General features: G+C 45.9%; 14 protein-coding genes. 8 read left to right on the top strand and 6 right to left on the bottom strand.

Annotated features, from left to right (window positions below; all coding sequences use genetic code 11):
- Positions 1-335: 335 nt before the first annotated feature.
- The 5 genes from FM038_RS22310 (at position 336) to FM038_RS22290 (ending at position 9399) form a co-directional block, all read left to right on the top strand.
- The gene (locus FM038_RS22310; protein WP_142873782.1) at positions 336-1730 is read left to right on the top strand and encodes a PhoH family protein; all 1395 of its coding nucleotides are present in this window, start codon (positions 336-338) and stop codon (positions 1728-1730) included.
- A gap of 286 nt (positions 1731-2016) precedes the next feature.
- Positions 2017-5724, top strand: a complete 3708-nt coding sequence (locus FM038_RS22305) for a response regulator (protein WP_142873783.1) — start codon at positions 2017-2019, stop codon at positions 5722-5724.
- 233 nt (positions 5725-5957) lie between these two features.
- Positions 5958-8360: a zinc-dependent metalloprotease gene (locus tag FM038_RS22300; protein WP_142873784.1), complete on the top strand. Its 2403-nt coding sequence runs from the start codon at positions 5958-5960 to the stop codon at positions 8358-8360.
- 139 nt (positions 8361-8499) lie between these two features.
- Entirely contained in the window at positions 8500-8904 is a 405-nt protein-coding gene (locus FM038_RS22295; RefSeq protein WP_142873785.1) for a hypothetical protein, read from the top strand.
- 192 nt (positions 8905-9096) lie between these two features.
- Positions 9097-9399 carry a hypothetical protein gene (locus tag FM038_RS22290; RefSeq protein WP_142873786.1) on the top strand — a complete coding sequence of 101 codons (303 nt, stop codon included), beginning with the start codon at positions 9097-9099 and terminating at the stop codon, positions 9397-9399.
- A gap of 185 nt (positions 9400-9584) precedes the next feature.
- Here FM038_RS22290 and FM038_RS22285 read toward each other — a convergent pair whose 3' ends face one another.
- The 4 genes from FM038_RS22285 to FM038_RS22270 all read right to left on the bottom strand — a co-directional run bounded on the left by FM038_RS22285 (position 9585) and on the right by FM038_RS22270 (position 14894).
- The gene (locus tag FM038_RS22285) at positions 9585-9944 is read right to left on the bottom strand and encodes a hypothetical protein (protein WP_142873787.1); all 360 of its coding nucleotides are present in this window, start codon (positions 9942-9944) and stop codon (positions 9585-9587) included.
- Between the two features lie 116 nt (positions 9945-10060).
- Positions 10061-10462 carry a hypothetical protein gene (locus FM038_RS22280; protein ID WP_223292949.1) on the bottom strand — a complete coding sequence of 134 codons (402 nt, stop codon included), beginning with the start codon at positions 10460-10462 and terminating at the stop codon, positions 10061-10063.
- Positions 10463-10679: 217 nt separating this feature from the next.
- Positions 10680-13751 (bottom strand): efflux RND transporter permease subunit, encoded by a 3072-nt coding sequence (locus tag FM038_RS22275; protein ID WP_195873153.1) that lies wholly within the window; start codon positions 13749-13751, stop codon positions 10680-10682.
- Positions 13752-13814: 63 nt separating this feature from the next.
- A complete protein-coding gene (locus tag FM038_RS22270) occupies positions 13815-14894 on the bottom strand; it encodes an efflux RND transporter periplasmic adaptor subunit (RefSeq protein WP_185965826.1) in 1080 nt (359 codons plus the stop codon).
- Between the two features lie 249 nt (positions 14895-15143).
- Between FM038_RS22270 and FM038_RS22265 the strand changes: the two genes are divergently transcribed.
- Entirely contained in the window at positions 15144-16088 is a 945-nt protein-coding gene (locus FM038_RS22265) for a LysR family transcriptional regulator (protein WP_142873788.1), read from the top strand.
- A 64-nt stretch (positions 16089-16152) separates the two neighbouring features.
- Here the strand turns inward: FM038_RS22265 and FM038_RS22260 are convergent, their stop codons facing one another.
- Both FM038_RS22260 and FM038_RS22255 read right to left on the bottom strand, forming a co-directional pair.
- A complete protein-coding gene (locus tag FM038_RS22260; protein WP_142873789.1) occupies positions 16153-16842 on the bottom strand; it encodes a Qnr family pentapeptide repeat protein in 690 nt (229 codons plus the stop codon).
- 54 nt (positions 16843-16896) lie between these two features.
- Positions 16897-18231 (bottom strand): MATE family efflux transporter, encoded by a 1335-nt coding sequence (locus FM038_RS22255; RefSeq protein ID WP_142873790.1) that lies wholly within the window; start codon positions 18229-18231, stop codon positions 16897-16899.
- 250 nt (positions 18232-18481) lie between these two features.
- Between FM038_RS22255 and FM038_RS22250 the strand changes: the two genes are divergently transcribed.
- Both FM038_RS22250 and groL read left to right on the top strand, forming a co-directional pair.
- Positions 18482-18772: a co-chaperone GroES gene (locus FM038_RS22250; RefSeq protein WP_076411974.1), complete on the top strand. Its 291-nt coding sequence runs from the start codon at positions 18482-18484 to the stop codon at positions 18770-18772.
- Positions 18773-18855: 83 nt separating this feature from the next.
- Positions 18856-20508: a chaperonin GroEL gene (groL, locus tag FM038_RS22245; protein ID WP_142873791.1), complete on the top strand. Its 1653-nt coding sequence runs from the start codon at positions 18856-18858 to the stop codon at positions 20506-20508.
- The last annotated feature ends 22 nt before the right edge of the window (positions 20509-20530 follow it).

Here is a 20530-nt window from a genome sequence, read left to right as displayed (position 1 = left end):
TGCTAGCCTAGGTAAAGGGGGCTAATGGGCTAAAGAATCTGCTTGTTGTTAGCTTAAATATTTATAGTCGTGATTACAAATTATACAAACAAATTCATATTTTGCCATTTGTAATAGCAGTGTCATCTAACTAGTTGAGTCTCGATTATAGAATGTTCTAAGCAAGTGATTGAAGCAGGCCTTTAATAGTGGCAGTATGAAATCAAGGTGATAGCGACTTTTTCTTACAAGTGCTCACTGAAATTTTATCTGTATTATTATTTTTAAAGACTCATTTAAGGGTTGGGAGCCGTGTAAATCACAAAATAAAATTGAGAGACACAATTGGAGGCGCCATGGAACAAGACGACAGAAAGTTGTTTGTACTGGATACCAATGTATTACTACATGAACCCTTAGCTATCTATTCATTTAAGGAGCACGATGTAGTTGTCCCCATGACAGTTCTGGAAGAACTGGATCAAATAAAAGATAGAAAACGAGACGTTAGCAGAGATGCTCGTGTAGCCATCAGGGCTCTGGAGGTTATTCTCGGTGGCAAAACCACACCAGAGGAGATTGTTCAGGGGGTCAGCTTACCTCGGCGAGAAGATCATGGTGATGCATGCGGGACGCTTGCTATTTTCCCAGACCATCAACTCGAAATGACTCACGCTTCCCTTCCGGGAGATAACAACGATAATCGTATTATTAACACCGCACTTCACCTGCAGAAAATTAATCACCCTCGCCATGTTGTTCTGGTCACCAAAGACATTAACATGCGCCTCAAGGCTAAAGGGGCAGGGATAAAGCAGGTCGAAGATTATCGCACCGATCAACTTATCGATGACATTCGTTTCTTAACCAAAGGATTCCATCAATTTAAAGGTGATTTCTGGGAGCGAAAAGAACACGTATTAACTGAAAATCACGGCCGACATACAGTACATACGATTCCAGTCTCTGAGGTCGGCGATGAAAATTTCTATATTAATCAATACTTGTTAGATGAAGACTCCAATTTTTGCGCCCGAATTCAGCAGATAGTAGATGGTCAGCTTAAGTTACTGGACTTAGGTAAAGACAGATTGCTCAATTTGGATGCTTGGGGGATCCGTCCTAAAAATATCTACCAAGGGATGGCGCTACAGGCTCTACTTGATCCCAATATCGACCTGGTTATTTTAACGGGCCCAGCAGGTTGTGGTAAAACCTTGTTAGCCATGGCTGCCGCCTTGGAGATGGTGGTTGAGCGCGGACTCTACGACAAGGTAATCGTGACCCGTAATACCCCTGAAATTGCCGAGTCTATTGGTTTTTTACCCGGCACTGAAGAGGAGAAAATGACCCCTTGGTTAGCGGCGATTACCGATACTTTAGAGGTGTTGCATAAAAATGATGTTAACCCAAGTGGTAGCATGAACTACATCATGGATAAGGCTAATATTCAGTTTAAGTCGATCAACTTTATGCGTGGACGCTCGATTCAAAACTCTGTGGTGATCCTCGATGAATGTCAGAACCTAACCGCATCGCAGATAAAAACGATGATCACCCGGATGGGCGAGGGCACTAAGTTGATTTGTGCAGGTAACTTGTCACAGATCGATTCTAATTACCTGACTCCTGTAACGTCAGGGTTAACCTATATCGTAGAGCGCTTTAAAGACTTTGAAGGCAGCGCTAATATCTACCTCAATGGCGTGGTACGTTCTCGTTTGGCAGAGTTTGCCGAAGAAAACTTATAAGTGACAAGACGTCACTTATGCCAATCGGTGTAAGAAAGCCCTTCAATTAATTTAGGAGGGCTTTTTTGTCAGTGATTATTGATTGAGAAAAGATGTAGCTAAATCGTAAAATTGTCATTATCTTTTTATCTATCTGTAAGTCGAGTGTTTAGCGAACGTCTTTATCTGAAAATAGTTAACTTATTAGATTAATATGATGTATTCCATTCAGCTATCTTCCTGATACTATACTGATAATGAAATTTAGAGTCGGTGCAGGAAGTGCGGGCTTATTCAAGGGCCATGAATGAAATCGACTGAGCCGGATCTTCAACTGAAGTCCCCGATACAGAAAAACTACAATCGTGCTGTTTTTTATACCTATATTGGTGTGATTATCATGGCATTGATCACCGCTTGGTTTTTCTTTGAAGGCCAAAAAACACAGCTTATGGAGCAAAGAGAAGAGCAGGTTGACCGTCATGTCCTGCAGATCGATCTATTGCTTGAGTCGAGTATTCGTGCGGTAAAGAGTCTTAGAAACGTTGCTGTCGATCACTTAAGGCTAGGTGAATTGGTACGAAAAGACCGCTTACCCCAATATGAAAAATTCAATGAGAGTGGCCAATATTTTACTCTAGAGCCCAGCTATGCCCAGAGTGGTGAGCCCTTTACTAATATGGGGCGCATTACCGGTTCAGGCTCTCTTAATGGTCGTAGTGATAAGTTTTATCAAGAGCTAGAGATGTTGTTCGAGCTGTCGTTGTCATTTCCTGTCGCGACGGAAGCCGCGCCGAAAGCATCCTCTATCTACTACATCTCTAAACGCCGCATCATGTCTTATTTTCCCTGGCCGTCGGATGAGCAAAGATTTAGGGAAGAGCTGCTCAATAAAAATCAGTTTCAGTTAGCCACACCTGCAATGAATCCCCAGCGTAGCGTATTCTGGAGTCCGGCTTATGTCGATCCAACAGATAAGGGATTATTGACCACGCTTGGTGTGCCCATTTACCTGCAAGACGAGTTTATTGGCTCAATTAATCTAGACATGACACTGGCATCACTCGCCAGACAAATCCGTCTCTATTTCAAGATGCCAGGTACCGTTATCTTGCTGGATCAAAACAATAATATTCTGTCCCATAGTGATATTGACGGTACTGAGATCAGCCGTGTTTATCATATTAGCCAGAAGATCCCTTCAGAGCTGCACTCTATTCCTGAGTCTGAGTTATTTGATGCTCATGAAGGCATCATTCGTAATGGCTATTACATTCATTCAGTCGCTCTACAGAACGCCCCTTGGCGTTTGCTTTATCTGCAAGAACGAAATGAGCTATTTAAGGACTCCTGGGAGAAACTGGAGCTGACCTTCATTCTGGTTGTATTGGCCTTGTCTATATTGGTCACCATAGTCCATTGGCAGACTCGACGCTCTTTCGTTAATCCGGCGTCACGACTCTTGAGCCACCTAGAAGGTTGCTCCCAGGAACCACGCAAGCCACCTGAGCAGATCTCACAAGGTTGGGAGCCATGGTTCCTGCTGGTGAGTCGTATTTTTGAGGAAAACCAGCAATACACTAGACACTTGGCCGAGCAAAATAGAAGGCTGGATAAACTAGTTGCCCGTCGTACCGATAGGCTCAAAGAGACCACAGAGCGTCGTGAACGGGAGTACGCCTTACTGCGTTCATTGCTCGATGCGATCCCTGAAGCTATTGTCTTCAAGGATAAAGAGGGCAAATACCTAGGGTGTAATAAGTCGGCTGAGCGCATGCTGGGTTACACCGAAAGTGAAATGATTGGTCAACAGACGATAAAGGTTAGTTCGGATGAACAGTCGGTTCGGATCAGGGCTGAGGATGAGCGCGTCTTGTCTGAGCGTACACCTCTGCGTTATCAGGAGAAAGTCGAGCTGGCGGGTAAGCCTGTGCTACTCGATACCTTGAAATTGCCTTTTTATAATCGACGTGGCGAGCTACTTGGCTTGATCGCCGTCTGGCGTGATGTGACTCGAGAGTATGAGTCTGCTGAACAACTAAGGCTCTCGGAAGAACGTTATCACCTGGCCATGGATGCGGTAGAAGATGGTCTGTGGGATTGGTATCTGGACTCTAAGCAAATTATCTGTAATCCGGCTTATTACTCAATGCTAGGTTATAAGAGCAATGAGTTCCCGGCACTGGTATCGACGCTCGATAATCTGATCCACCCAGACGATAGAATCCGTGTGCAAGAGTACCGTGAGCAGTATTTATCCGATCCTATCGGCGCCTTCGATATTGAATTTAGGATGCTGGGCAAGAGTGGCCAATATCACTGGTTACTGTCTCGTGGCCGTGTGGTTGAGTATACAGCCGATAATCAGCCAAAGCGTATGGTAGGAACTCACAAAGACATTACTCGGCACAAGAGTAACGAGGTGGCCTTGCTTGAGGCTAAGCAAGATGCTGAGTCGGCTAACCTGTACAAGAGTGAGTTCTTGGCCAATATGAGTCATGAGATCCGTACGCCCATGAATGCCATTATTGGCATGTTGCAGCTGGCGCAGCGAACCGACCTAACTCCTAAACAGGAAGATTACTTAGAGAAAGCGGGCTTCTCTGCGCAATCACTACTAAGAATTATCAATGATATTCTCGATTTTTCTAAGATTGAGGCGGGTAAGTTAGAGCTGGAGCGGGTGGCATTTCCACTGGATAAAGTGCTGGATCATGCGCTGGATCTTAACGCGCTTAAATCACAGCAGAAAGGTGTCGAACTGTTACTTTATGCACCGGTAACCGCTGGTTTGATCTTGGAAGGGGATCCACTTCGTTTAGGGCAAGTATTGATTAACATGCTCTCGAATGCGGTTAAATTTACCCAAAGCGGTGAAATTGAACTTGGCTGTGAAGATGTGGGCGAGCGAGATCACCGCATTACACTCAAATTCTGGGTGCGTGATACCGGGATCGGGATCAGTAAAGAGCAGCAGGCAAGTTTGTTCGATGCATTCGCTCAAGCAGATGGCTCGACCACGCGTAAATACGGTGGCACCGGACTGGGTTTATCTATCAGTAAACACTTAGTGTCTATGATGGGTGGCCAGATGCAGGTCGAGAGTGAGATGGGAGTCGGAAGTACCTTTAGCTTCACCATTAGCTTTGAAATTGCCGAGGAAGCAGAAATCAGGCCCATGATAGTGCCTGAAAAGTTAGGTCAGTTGAAGACCATGGTTGTCGATGATAACCCTACTGCTTTACAGATATATTCTGCAGTCATGCGAGATTTTCACTTCGATGTTGAAACTGCCGCTAATGGTACTGAAGCCTTGTATAAGCTAGAAAAAGAGTCGGTCGACCTTCTGCTACTCGATTGGATGATGCCTGAAATGGATGGTATTCAAGTCATCGAAGAGCTGGACCGTATGGTGGCTGATGGCCGTTTAGATAAGCGTCCGATAGTGATAATGATGACAGCTTATGCGGCTGAGCCATTGAAGGAGGACGCCGATCGTTCCAACATCTACGCCATGTTACAAAAGCCATTTAAGGCTTCTGCCTTGTTCGATGAGATTATCGGTGCCTTCGCCGATGAGCCAAAACTGAATCCGATACAAGAGATACCGGTGGAAGAGAGCATAGATGAACATGCTGGTGTCGTGCTTCTGGTTGAGGATAACTTTATCAATCAGCAGGTGGCCACCGAACTACTTAAAAGTGCGGGTTATGAGGTCGATGTGGCTGATAATGGTCAAATCGCCATAGATATGATTGCTGAGAAGAGTTTTGATGCGGTGTTGATGGATATTCAGATGCCAGTCATGGATGGCTTAACGGCCACCAAAGAGCTCAGAAAACACTTTAGTCTGCAAGAGTTGCCGATTATCGCCATGACGGCTCATGCCATGTCTGGTGACAGAGAAAAGAGTCTCTCAGCAGGCATGAATGCTCACATCACTAAGCCCATAGTACTTAATGAATTGTTTGATACCTTGAGTTACTGGATCAAGCTGAAAGATGAGGTGAGTTAAGGCTGACAGTTCTGCCGATCACTGATTAAGTTAAACAAGAACTAATTTAATCTCTACGGGCTAAATGAATGATTTGCACTTGAGACTAAAGGGATAGCTGTTAAGCTATCCCTTTAGTGTTTTTAGTGCAAAATTACAACAGTATCTCAACATTTGTTCATTGGTATAAAACAAAAAATAATATTGAATTGTTGAGCATAAAATACTGCCAGAGCCTCATTCAAGGAGACAAAATGAAACCCTACAATCTCGCATTGGCGATAGCACTGTTATCCATGCCCATCGTCGATGTCGCCGCAGCAACAAGTACTGCATCCATTATTAAAAAAAGCCAGTCAGCCAAGGGCTTTATTAATCTGTTTTATTCTAAAGTCGATGGCGAACTCTATTTAGAAGCCAATAAACTCGATCAACCTTTCTTGTTACTGACCAGCCTGCCCCATGGCGTGGGGTCAAATGATATTGGCTTAGACCGTGGTCAGCTAGGTTATACCCGCATGGTGCAATTTGAGCGTCACGGTCCCTATCTCATCCTAAAACAACTTAATACTCAGTATCGTGCCAGTACAGATAATGCCGCTGAGCAAAGAGCGGTTAAAGAGGCTTTTGCCGAATCAGTTCTCTGGCGCGGTAAGGTGATAGATGGCAAGCGAGCGCTAGTCTCCATCAATGATTTGGTCATTAATGATCTTCACGGTATCAGTGCGGTGCTAGAAGACACTAAACAAGGCAGTTATCAGCTCGACAAAACACGCTCTCTTATTATTCCCGAAGGCGTTAAGTCTTTTGAGCGCAATAGTGATGTGGATGTTCTGCTGACCTTTAACAGTGCTAAAGCGGGTAACTATGTCGCTCAGGTTACCCCTGACGCTAATCATATGTCGGTACGTTTGCGTTACTCCTTTATTCAGCTGCCAGAAGAGGGGTATGTGGCCCGTGAATATCATCCTATGAGTGGTTATCTCTCTGATGAATATTTAGATTATGGTACCCAAGTTAATCAAGATATTAAGCAGCGCCATCTGTTGCGTCATCGCTTACAGAAAGTCAATCCTGGCTCAGAGCCCAGTGAAGTGATTAAGCCTATTACTTACTACTTAGATCCTGGAGTGCCTGAGCCAATGCGCAGTGCACTACTCGATGGGGCCAGCTGGTGGGAAACGGCATTTGAGCAAGCAGGCTTTATTGGTGGGTTTAAGGTTGAGTTGTTGCCTGAAGATGCCGATCCACAAGATGTGCGATATAACGTGATCCAGTGGGTTCACAGAGCCACTCGAGGCTGGTCATATGGCTCTGCAGTTGCCGATCCAAGAACCGGTGAAATCATCAAAGGGCATGTGACATTAGGTAGCCAACGTGTACGCCAAGATCATCTTATTGCCCGTGGCCTGACAGCTGGATGGGAAGATAGGCAAGCGGCAGAAGATGCTGCCATGGCGTTATCACTCGCGCGGATCCGTCAACTTTCGGCGCACGAAGTGGGGCATACCTTAGGCTTCGATCATAACTTTGCAGCTTCAAGTAACGATAATGCATCTGTGATGGACTACCCACATCCTCAGGCGACGCTGAAAGGCGATAAGATCGATATATCGGCGCCTTATGGAGTCGGGGTTGGTGCTTGGGATAAGTATATTGTCGAATATGGTTACCGTGAGTTTGCCAGCCAAGCAGAAGAATCAGTACAGCTCACGGAGCTGATGCAGAAGGTTCAAGCGGAAGGACTGCGTTATATCGGTGAGGCTGATTCACGTTCAAAGAGTGCCAGTAATGCCTATGCCAGCCTATGGGATAATGGCAATGATCCCGTTGCCGAGCTCATTCGTATCGGCCAGATACGCTCAAAAGCCATCGAAGATTTTTCGACTAATGCACTGCTGAAAGGTCAGCCACGAGGTGAGCTAAGCGATATCTTTGTACCGATTTATTTATTGAATCGTTACCAAATTACCGCGGCTGCCAAATTTATAGGCGGCACAACCTACAGCTACAGTGAAGGTATCGACGGCGAGTCTTGGCACTATTTAGCCCCTCAGCTGCAAAGAAGTGCACTTGATGCCTTGCTTGATACTTTGAGCCCCTCAACACTGTCAATCTCGCAGTCACTGCAAGATGCTTTAGTGCCTAAAGCGGGCAACTATAGCAAAACGCGTGAGGGTTTCGATTCTGGCCTGGGCGTCATCACAGATCCGCTAGGCATGGCGGAGGTATTGAGCCGACATACGGTACAACAATTGTTATCACCCCAGCGTTTGAATCGAGTGAATCAAGGTTATATCAGCGACAGGGAGCAGCTATCTGTGCCTGCCATTGTCGATAAGCTATTGGGCAGTACCTTATATGACGATATTCCTGCAGGCGCCGAACAAGGTGTATGGATGCGGGTAAATACTGTGATATTGGATGAGATACTGACGAGTTATCATGCTAAGCAGACACGACCCGAAGTAAAGGCGCAGCTTGCCGATCGACTGCGTTATACCCTCAAGCAACTTAAGCGAAAAGTAAAACGTGTGAGTGCCTATGAGGCAGCGCATTTTTCCTGGCTTGCTGAAGGTGTTGAGAGCGGATTAAAAGACGCTAAGGTTAAGTTAATCCCACAGCCACTAAAGATGCCACCGGGATCACCGATTTAGAAAAATCTATAGGAAATAAGTATCAGGCTCTAGGACCTAGGAACTAGAGCCTGTTTTTTTGAACTATTCACTGGGCTGAATGTCTATCCCTGTGTCATCTATTCCTTGTAGCATTTTTTAAGGCTGAATAATTTAAGTCATGGCAAAACAGATCATACATCTGCTGTTATTTATCGCGTTAGTTGGCCAGAATCTTCTGTCCCCTGCGATGGCTACTTCTGAGTTTTTACATTCGGTGAGCCATGAAGTCGCGACGCAGCCATCGGCATTTCAGTTAGCTGGTATTGACCAGCAAACAGCCTCACTCGGTGCTGATATTGCAACTAGCCCAGTCTCCCCTCAAGACCAGCGTGTTCAAGGTGACTTATCTTGTATCATATTGGCCAGCGGCCACTGTGTGACACATTGTGCTGCGATGACTGGTATCGTTATTCAGTCTTCATTAGATTTAATGCAGTCGACATCTTCAGAAATGATGCCCAACCGCTTCTGGTCAGTTCAGACTGCCGAGTCAGTTCAAGTATATCGCCCTCCAATCGCTTAACTTCACATCTATTTTTAGCCTAGAACGCTATTTCTATTCAAAGAAATAGCAGATGTTTCTGGCTCATTTTTTTTATCATTTTGAACATAAATGTATCAATTTGCATAAAATGTAATTCATTTGTTCACTGATGATGTAATTTAATCTAGAGTGGTTGTTACATATTTGTGGTCAAAAAGATTGGAGTGTTATATGAAGTTGTTAACCAGCGTGGCCTTATCTGCAGTATTTGTGTTTTCATCGGCGTCTGCTTTTGCAGATATTCCTGATTTTTCAAAAACCTCTGCGGCCAAATCTAGCTATGATTTTTCAAAAAATCAGCCAGCAACAGGTAATCAGTTACAGCAAGACTCGAGCCGACATGATTTTTCAAAAACCGTAGCGGCGAGCAAAGATTACCAGTTTTCAAAAAATGATGTTGAAGCAAGGGAAGTCACAGTATCGCCTTCGATACAGCATGACTTCTCCACCACAACGGCTCTCAAGCAGAGTTGAAAGTCGCGAGACCGTATCTTAGACAGATGAAATGATAGCTAAATAATCGATAGCTGCAATAGTCAAAACGTTTGAAGTAAAGGCCCCAGGCTAAGATGAACAGTCTTGCTTGGGGCCTTTCTTTTTTGAGAGATTCGCTTCTACTTAAAACTTAAAACTTAAAACTTAAAACTTAAAACTTAAACTTACAGCTCCTCAGCTTTTTCCTCTTTCTTATCTAACGCATGCCCTTGTCGATAAGCATCGAATATCCCCACAGCCCAACCTAGAATAAATACCCAAGTTGCTAAGGTAACGTATTGCGCGTTAGCGGGTGGCTGTGTAACCAACCGAGTGATAATCTCGATATCCAGAGGGACTGCGCCAGATAAGATCTGATCTGAGATCTCGCGCGCTCGCTCTACCGCCTGATAGAGTAAATAAACTAAGCCCGTTAAGCTGACGGCTGAGATTAAGGTACCTATATTGTACTTTTTTAGGTAAAAATGCCCGGCGCCGGGGCAGACAAATGCTGAAAGTAGACTTGCTGTGATAGCCTTTTTCATATTAATACCATTCCATATAAGTATGTGGTCAGTTCAGAGACTGTCAGTTTTTTCAATTCAAGGCACATTGATGACGACATGGTATAAAACCTTTTACCAAATTTCGGATGCGAGGATCATTCTAAATCAATTCTGCGTATCGCTTGCTGTAAAAATACCACCTGTTCGATGAATTTTTGTTTAGTTTCCAAATCGGACTCCGATATTGAAATGGATCTGGACTGTGATTGTTGGCTTGCATCTAACTGACTCTGCACACCCGCTAGCTCCTGAACTAGCCAGCCACGGATCATCACATAGTAGCGTGAGTCTGTGCCGTAAAGGCTAATCGTTTCGAGAGATTGTGGCTCGTGGGATTTAGTTAAGGCTATAGAGATGGCCTCAACCATGACGCCGATTTGATAGGTTTGTGAACTGTCATTCGTCTCTGTGGCTGTTGGAACAGGCGTTTCTTGATGGGCACAGGCCGATATGACTAATGTGCAGCTGATAAATATGATGGAGAGTGAGGGCTTCATTTTAAGCTGCCTATTTGATCGCAGAAGTTCACAGCATATCAGGGGCGCATTTATAGTGAAACTTCACATCGGGTAAACAAGGTGACCAAAGGAGTATGCCCGACCCATAAATGGGTCGGGCTTGCCGGGAAGCAAATTGTAAACGTGTGACTCTTGCTGGTTCTATAGGTGCTTTACCTCCTACTTTTACTTTCTTTTGCCTACTTCCTATTTTCTATTACGGTTTAGGGTAAGGAATGCGGAAGGCTAGCGCATAGGTAACAGGCAAGACGATCAGTGTCAGCACCGATGCAAAGCCTAAGCCGAATATGATGGTGATTGCCATAGATCCGAAGAACGCATCTGACAACAGCGGCAGCATGCCTAGCATGGTGGTGATAGCAGCCATTAATACCGGCCTGACACGGCTCACCGCTGAGTCAACGATGGCGAGATAAGCTTCTTTACCTTGGCTTAATTCCAGATTTATCTGATCAACCAGTACGATACCATTCTTGATGATCATGCCGGTCAAACTGAGTAGCCCAAGCAGTGCCATAAAGCTGAACGGTGCATCAAATATCAATAGACCTGACACCACACCAATCAAGGAGAGTGGTACCGTAAACCAGATAACCAGAGGCTGACGCACAGAGTTAAATAGCAATATGGTAATTAAGAACATGGCTAGATATCCCATAGGTATCGAGCTAAATACCGAAACCTGTGCTTCTCCAGCGGTTTCAAATTCCCCACCCCATTCCAGTTCATAGCCACTCGGCAGTGGGATCGCTTCAATATCAGATCTGATTTTTCTGAATACGGAATCGGCTGTTTCATCGGTGCCATTGATCGGGTCGGCATAGACGGCCAGCATACGCTTTCTGTCTCGGCGCATGATGAGTGGATCTTCCCATTCGGTGGTGAACTCAGATACCACTTGATTTACCGGGACAAAGACATTGTTTTCACTGCTCCATACTTGAAGTTTCCATAAGCTGTCCGCATCGAGTCGTTCCTCGGCAGGTGCTCTGGCAATGATAGGTAACAGGTGGCTATTTTCACGATAGACACCGACTTGTTTACCACTGAAGTTAACCAGCAGAGAATTATCGAGATCTTGTTTGCTGATCCCGGTTTCGCGAGCCTGAGCTAAGGCCAATTGGGGACGAATTAAGGTAACCTGATTACGCCAGCTATGTCTTACACCGACAGCTGTCGGTTCAGCCTCTAAAATCGCTTCCGCTTGAGTCGCGAGCTGACGCAATACTTCAGGGTCTTCGCCATAGAAGCGTGCCTCTATTTTAGCCGCTGGGCTTGGGCCATTCTCCATATACTTGAAGCGATATTCCGCTTCTGGGTATTTGAGGCTTAACTCCCGTTCCAGGGTACGCATATACTGGTTTAAGCTGGTGAGGTCAGTCATTTCAATCAAGAGTTGACCGTAAGCGTTGTAGCCTTTCTCTGGAGCATAAGAGAGCACAAAGCGTTGCGCACCTTGCCCAACGACACCAGTGAGATTGACTAAGCCAATGTCATGGGTCTCTTGCTGCTGCATCAAGTCTTGTTCGATGCGTCCCAGTAGATGTTCGGTGGCCTTAATGTCAGTCCCTTCAGGCATCCACACATCGACAAAAAACATCGGGGTGTTCGAAGCGGGGAAAAACACGTTTTTCACATGGCCAAAGCCCATTACTGACATGACTAACGCGGCGACAACGAAAAGTATCGTGATAGCGCGAAAGCGCATCGCCATGTTTAAGCTGTTACGGTATATCTGAAATAACCAGCCCTTGTACGGGTCATCATTTTCATCATTGCTGACTTCGCCATCTTTGAACATAAGATGACAGAAAAAGGGGGTCAGGGTCATGGCGGTGATCCAGCTGATAAACAGAGAGATCAGCAAGACCTGGAATAATGATTTACAGAACTCGCCCGTTGCGGTGTCGGACAGCCCGATGGGAGCAAAGGCAAGAATGGCGATAACGGTTGCGCCTAATAGCGGCCACTGACTCTGTTTGACCACCTGTTTAGCCGTTTCTAGGCGACTGTAGCCTCGTTTAATGCCGATGAGAATACCTTCGGTGACAACAATGGCATTATCGACCAGCATACCTAATGCTATGATCAATGCACCGAGCGAGATGATCTGCAACTCGATATTGAGCACATTCATCATGATAAAGGTGCCTAAAATAGTCAGCAGCAGTACCAAGCCCATCAATAGGCCTGCACGCACTCCCATAAACAGTAACAGTACACCGATCACGATAGCGATAGATTCGGCTAGGTTGATTAAGAAACCTGTCACGGTTTGGTCGACCATCTTGCTCTGGTCATAGACGGTAACGAGCTCTAGCCCAATTGGACGTTGGTTATCAAGCTCGATAAGCCTTTGGTTTATCGCCTCGCCTACATCGACAACATTGACGCCGCTGGAAAAAGCGATACCTACCGACAGTGCAGCTTCACCATTACCGTGATAGATATTTGAGGGTGTCTCATCGTCGTCTTTATAGATCTTAGCAATATCACCTAAATAGATAAGCTTAGTGCTACCTGGCGCGCTGATAAGCAAGCGTTCCATCTGCTTAACATGATTAAACTCGCCAGTAGGATGTAGACGAATACGGTTATCTCCGACGCGGATACTGCCGGCATTAGAGACGACGTTCTGACTGTTGATCAGGCCATAAATATAGTCTTGGTTTAGGCCTAAGGCATTGAGCTTTTGCTGCGATATCTCGACAACAACTTGCTCGGTAATATCACCGGCAATATTGACCTTCTTAACGCCATCGACCAGTACCAGTTCACGTCTCAGAAAGTCGGCATAATTTTGCAGCTCTCGGCTGGTGTAGCCATCGCCTGTGATGTTGAGCAAGATGCCATAAACATCACCAAAATCATCGATAACAGAAGGCGTAGCAACGCCGGGCGGCAGCTCTGCTATTTTGTCATTAACCTTACGGCGAAGTTCATCCCACACTTGGGGCAGTTCATCCGCGCCGTAATGCTCTTCAACTTCAACTTCAATCTGAGATAAACCCGCACTGTTGACCGAGGTGATATGTTTGACGGCATCGAGTTGCTGTATCGCATCTTCAAGGATTAAGGTGACCTCCTCCTCTACTTGCTCAGGCGAGGCGCCAGGATAGGCGGTAACGACAAGGGCTTGCTTAAGGGTAAACTCAGGAAATTCCAGCTGCCCGAGATTAAGAAAGGAGATACTGCCCCCCACGAGCAGCAGTAGGGCAAACATCCAGCTAACAACTTTATGTTCGATTGAGTATTGAGCGAAGTTCACAGGTTAAATCCTTGCAGGCGAAAGACAGTAATAGAGAGTGAATGAAGGTGAAGTCTGTGGATACTACACCCCACGTTGCCAGCGAAGCGGCTTAACTTGTTGGTCATCGCTCAGGTACTGGACACCAGCAACAACCAGCTGATCACCTAGGCTAAGCCCAGTTAATATTTCGATCCCATCGGTTGTGACACGACCTAAGGTGACTATTTTTGGCGTCACTTTTCCCGTCTCATCTTGATAGACCCAGACGATGCTCTCGCCATCAAGATCACGCTTCATTACTGCACTTGCAGGGATGACGGTTTTGCTTAATTCGTTGCCTAATGAGAGATCTAACATCAGCTCAGCACTCATGCCTGGCAGTACATTAATCTGTGTGGGTCTTGGTAGCGTATAGACCACTTCATAGCTTTGAGTGCCCGGAGTGACCTGAGTTGCATACTCTTTAAGGCTTACCTGATAGCTTTTTTCAGCTTGATTGCTGAAACGGACTTGAGGCTGAAATTTAGCATTAGGATTAAATGTGATGGCTTGGTTGGCCATCGACTCTGGCACCTGAATGACCACATCGATATCGTTATCTTTCTGTAAGATTAACACCGACTGATTGGCCTGGATCATCTGAAAATTATCGATTGATATTTTAGCAACCGTACCATCATAAGGGGCGATTAAGCTGGTGTAGCTTAATTGATCGCGCGCATTGGCCAGCGCCGCGGTGGCTGATTTAAGTTGGGCCTTAGCGAGATCGTAATCGGCTGGAGAGATGAGTTGGCGACGGAGTAACTCCCCTTTACGTTTATAGTCGGCAGTCGCTAATTCATGATCGGCTTCGCGATTAAGCAAGGTATTGCGGGCATCTCGATCATCTAACTGTGCCAGAACAGCGCCTTTTTTAACGTGTACACCTTCGACCAGCGTAAAGTCGATGAGCTGACCCGATACCCTAAAGCCGAGTTCAGCTTGCTTAGTGGCGGCAACTTTGGCTGGAAACACACGAATAGAAGCGGCATTAATATCTGTGACCTCTAATAATTTCACCGGTCTTATTGGTTGTGGGGCAACTTCAGTAGATTCTGCGCTGCAACCAGCCAATATCGTAGCGAGCATAGCGACGACGAGTGTGTTGGGTAGATATTTCATAAACCGAATTCCGTATGTGCGACAAGATGTATCATTGGCGGCTAAGATAGCAATATCTAAAGTTGAACAAAATGGGAGTGTGTGGAATCATGAGTTCCATAAAATGAGACTATTAAAGCTTGATTGCTATCATTAACCGTGAGCATGATCTTTAATGCCATCGATTTAGCTTATCGGCTTGGCTGAATGTGAAGTCGTATGAGAAAAGTTATGAGAGTAAGTTATGAGAGTAAGTTATGAGAGTAAGTTATGAAAACTGAAGATATCTCCCTGTTCCACCGTATCGTTGAAACTGGCAGTCTAGTGGATGCGGCAGATCTACTAAATCTACCTAAATCGACCGTGAGTCGCCGGCTGCAAATATTAGAAGATGATCTCAATATAAAGTTGTTCCATCGTCAGAGTCGTTCTATGACATTAACGGCGTCTGGCAGCCACTTCTACGATAAGACCCTGTCTATACTCGGCGATTTAGAGCAGACCATGGCAGAGCTTACCGATACACAAGCCGAGATTGGCGGGCACTTGCGGATCCTCATTTTTCCAGTGCCCCAGATAATGGATATTGTCAGTGGTATCTTCGAGTTTATGGATCATAACCCTGAGCTTACCGTCGAGCTGATTGTCAGCACTGAACAGCAAGATATGATCCGCAATAATATCGATCTCGCCTTTATGGTTGAGGACTCATTTAACGAAAATGAGATGGTGGCTCGTGAGGTGCTCAATGAAGAGCTGCATTTTGTTGCCAGCCCCGATTATCTGGCAAAGGCTGGAACCCCTGTGCTACCAGAAGATCTCAGCAAACATAACTCCATCCTATTTCGTTATCCTAATGGACGAATATTTAATGAGGTGCCGTTTGGCAATGATAGGACCATAGCGGTGAAAGGAAACCTATGCCTCAATAGTATTCAGCTCTGTTTACAAGCCACGTTATCGGGTCGTGGTATCGCTTTTCTGCCTATAGAGCTGACACGTGAATATGTGGAAAGTGGTGAGTTGACCATGTTATTTAAAGAGGTAGAACCCTACCTCGGTAAGTGCTGTCTGGTTTACCCCTCAAGGCGCTTTATCAGCTTAGCGAGTCAGCGATTTATCGATCATATGATGGCAACGCTTGAACGTTGTAATTCAGGTAAAGGCTGTGGTCGTGAAGAGAGGTTAAGAGGCTCAATTAAGTCATGGGTTTAATTGAGGTCCTAGGTGATAGGCTTTAGATCCTAGGTACTCGAACCTAGTACCTATTTTCCTTGTTTTAATTCGGCGCCACTATTATTCCCAGTGGTGCGAGCAGTTGCTCCTGCTGCCACTCGTTTATCATCACGCCTTCAAGTTTGACATTGCGCGGGTCGAGGCCTTCGAGTTCTACTCGGCATAAGTTACAGCCTGCCAACTCAAAAGTCCCCCATTGTGATTGTGAGAACTCACCGCCGCTGAGATCTGAGCCTTTCATCGAAGCGCCTAGCAAGTTGGCGCCGCGCCAGCGATTGTCCATTAACTCGCACTTCTCCAATTTGGCAGATTCAAGGTTAGCGTAAGAGAGGTTCGACTCTGTGATATAGGCGCTGCAGAAGAAGGTTTTTTGGGTGATGTGGTTGGCAAACGAGGCGCGAGAAAAGTCCGCGCCTTGCAGGTTACACTCTCGAAACTCGATGCCGAAACAGCGGGCTCCAGTAAAGTTGGCCATACTCAAATTACAGTGCTTAAAACTGGCACCGTTCAAGGTGGCGTAACTAAAGTTACAGCCTTTACTCTCACCAGACTCGATAAATTTACACTTGTTGAAGGCGGCATCTGTAAGATCGGCACGGCTGAAATCACAACGGTAAAACTCGCAGCGCTCAAATATGGCATCTTGCAGATCTTCTCCGCTGAAACTCGTTTCGAAAAACTTCTTACCTGTGTGTGAGTCTGTATATGAGTCTGTGAAATTGTCGGCCTGCATCTTGGTCTCTCTTATCTGTTGGCGCTTATCTACTGGTTTATGTACTGTTTATAACTATTCAGGCTCAGATATTTTTTTTGCCAAAATATAGCAGGCAATACCCATCACAGTATTGGTAATTGGTAGCGCCAACATTAAGCCTTTAACTCCACCTAAGTATGAGCCTAGCGCCGCTAAAGGCAGCATGATCAAGAACAAGCGACAGATGTTGAGTACCAAGGAACTCATGGGTCTGTGGTAGGCGTTGAGCGAGGTTGCCATCAAGATCACGATCCCCAAAGGTCCATAGGCAGCAGGCGAAGCAATAATGTAGAAGGTGAGCCATTCGATGACTTGCGGATCGCTACTGAATATCTGTGCCACTGGGGCTGCCATCAGCATTAAAGGCAGATAGAGCAAGGTCTGGAAAATCAGTATAAATTTGAGGGACAGTAACAGCGCATCACGCGCGCGCGCCGTTTGGCCAGCTCCTAAATTTTGGGCAATAAAGGGCACTAAGCTCGATGACAGCGCCATCACGACAATTAACAGTACCGATTCGATACGAGTGCCGGCGCCGAAGGCCGCGACCGCACTATGATCGATTCGTGCCAGTAAAGCCATGATCACCGCATTGGCTAGCGGATTGAGTAGGTTCATCATGGCCGCGGGTTGAGCAATATGGGCTAACTGCTTCCAGTTACACTTGAGCCGCTGCAAATCAAATTCGGCAAACTCCACTAAGTGACGCTTAAAGATCAGTAGATGGCTCGATAGCGCGAGGGCGACAACCCAAGAGATCACTGTTGCAATGGCCGCACCTTGGATCTCAAGGCGTGGAAAAGGCCCGATACCGAAGATAAGCAGTGGATCTAATATCAAGTTAATCAATGCCGCTAGCATCATGATCTTTGCCGGTGAGCGAGTGTCGCCAGTGGCTCTAAGCCCCTGGTTTCCCACCATCAAGAGTACCAATAACGGCGCCCCAAGATACCAGATAAACATGTAATCACGGATCAAGGGCAGACTGGAATCATTGGCCCCAAGCAGGCTAAATAGCGGATTGACACACAAGCTACCTAGCAGTGAAACAAAGGCGATAAGTAAAAAGGTGAGCAGCAAGGAGTCATGAAGAAAGACTTTGGCTTTGGGCGCGTGGCCGCTACCGATTAATCGACCAAGATTAGTCGATACACCAGCGCCAATGCCGATTGCAATGCTAGAGATCACTAAGGTAACTGGAAAAGTAAAACTGATAGCAGCCAGAGACTCAGTACCTAACTGACTGATAAAAAACGTGTCGACGAGGCTGAACCCCAGAATGGTTAAGATACCAATCAGGTTTGGGAGGCTCATATTTAGCAGTACACGACCAATTGGCTGTGTTAGCAGCCCGTGTCTGTCTTTCATGGAGAAGTGATGCCTAATCTAAAGAGGGAGCGCAATTCTATCAGGATTGCCCTCGCATTTATAAAGACCAGCTAAAAAAAGTGAGATATTTTTTGTAAAGGCCTTGGATCTGTTCTTTATGACCCCCATATATCAAACATCTAACGGCGTTTGTCTGTTAAAGGTAGCACCCGTTACCGTATTAACACAGCCGGATAAATTGATAATCTGCCAACAACTGTGTTGGGTAAAAAAATCATTAGGAGCATACATGAATATTCGTCCATTACATGACCGCGTTATCGTTAAACGTTCTGAAGTTGAATCAAAGTCTGCTGGTGGCATCGTGCTAACCGGTAGTGCAGCTGAGCAGTCAACTCGCGGTGAAGTACTTGCAGTAGGCAATGGCCGTATTCTTGAAAATGGTTCTGTTCAGCCACTTGACGTAAAAGTTGGCGACACAGTGATCTTCAACGAAGGTTACGGCGTGAAGAAAGAAAAAATTGATGGTGAAGAAGTTCTGATCCTTTCAGAATCTGATCTAATGGCTGTAGTGAGCTAAATCACTTCGTTTAGATATTTTCCAGTGCCTCTGGTATCAATATGCCACAGGCAATTTAAAAAGAATTTAAAGGACAATTAAAGATGGCAGCTAAAGAAGTATTATTTGGTAACGATGCACGCGTAAAAATGCTTGCAGGCGTTAACGTACTAGCAAACGCAGTAAAAGTAACTTTGGGCCCAAAAGGTCGTAACGTTGTACTAGACAAGAGCTTCGGTGCTCCACTGATCACTAAAGATGGTGTGTCTGTTGCTAAAGAGATCGAACTTGAAGACAAGTTCGAAAACATGGGCGCACAGATGGTTAAAGAAGTTGCTTCTAAAGCCAACGATGCAGCCGGTGACGGTACTACTACAGCAACAGTGCTTGCTCAGTCTATTGTGACTGAAGGCCTAAAGGCAGTTGCTGCTGGTATGAACCCAATGGATCTTAAGCGCGGTATCGACAAAGCGGTTATCGCTGCAGTTGCCGAGCTTAAAAACCTATCTCAAGAGTGTTCAGAGTCTAAAGCGATTGCACAAGTTGCTACGATTTCAGCAAACGCTGATGAGACTATCGGTGAAATCATCGCAACAGCGATGGAGCGCGTTGGTAAAGAGGGCGTGATCACTGTTGAAGAGGGTCAGGCACTAGAGAACGAACTAGACGTTGTTGAAGGTATGCAGTTCGACCGCGGTTACCTATCTCCATACTTCATCAACAAGCCAGAGACTGGCAGCGTTGAGCTAGAAAGCCCGTTCATCCTACTTGTTGACAAGAAAATCTCAAACATCCGTGAATTGCTGCCAATTCTTGAAGGTCTAGCTAAAACAGGTAAGCCACTGCTTATCGTTGCAGAAGACGTTGAAGGCGAAGCACTAGCTACTCTTGTTGTAAACAACATGCGCGGTATCGTGAAAGTGGCAGCTGTTAAGGCGCCAGGTTTCGGTGACCGTCGTAAAGCTATGCTACAAGATGTCGCAATCCTAACTGGCGGTACTGTTATCGCTGAAGAGATTGGTCTAGAGCTTGAAAAAGCGACGCTAGAAGATCTTGGTACTGCTAAGCGCGTTATCATCACTAAAGATGACACCACTATCATTGACGGTAACGGTGAAGAGACTCAAATCAAGGCTCGCGTTTCACAGATCAAGATCCAAGCTGAAGAGTCAACGTCAGATTACGACAAAGAGAAGCTTCAAGAGCGTATGGCTAAACTTGCTGGCGGCGTAGCCGTTATCAAGGTTGGCGCAGCCACTGAAGTTGAAATGAAAGAGAAGAAAGCTCGCGTAGAAGATGCACTACACGCGACTCGCGCTGCTGTTGAAGAGGGTGTGGTTGCTGGTGGTGGTGTTGCACTGGTACGTGTTGCTAGCAAGATTGGCGATGTTGCAGTTATCAACGAAGACCAGAAGCACGGTGTGATTATTGCACTTCGCGCTATGGAAGCACCACTACGCCAAATCGCGGCTAACGCGGGTGAAGAAGGTTCAGTTGTTGCTAACAACGTGAAGAACGGCACAGGTAACTACGGTTACAACGCCGGTAACGACACTTACGGTGACATGCTAGAGATGGGTATCCTTGACCCAACTAAAGTGACACGTTGTGCACTACAGTTTGCAGCATCTATTGCAGGCCTAATGATCACAACCGAAGCTATGGTGTGTGATGCACCACAAGAAGCTGGCGCTGGTGATATGGGCGGCATGGGCGGAATGGGCGGTGGTATGGGCGGAATGGGCGGCATGATGTAATTTTTGCTTTTTTTGCTGGTCT

Source organism: Shewanella eurypsychrophilus, assembly GCF_007004545.3.
Lineage (GTDB): Bacteria > Pseudomonadota > Gammaproteobacteria > Enterobacterales > Shewanellaceae > Shewanella > Shewanella eurypsychrophilus.
This window is presented reverse-complemented; position numbering and strand designations above follow the sequence as displayed.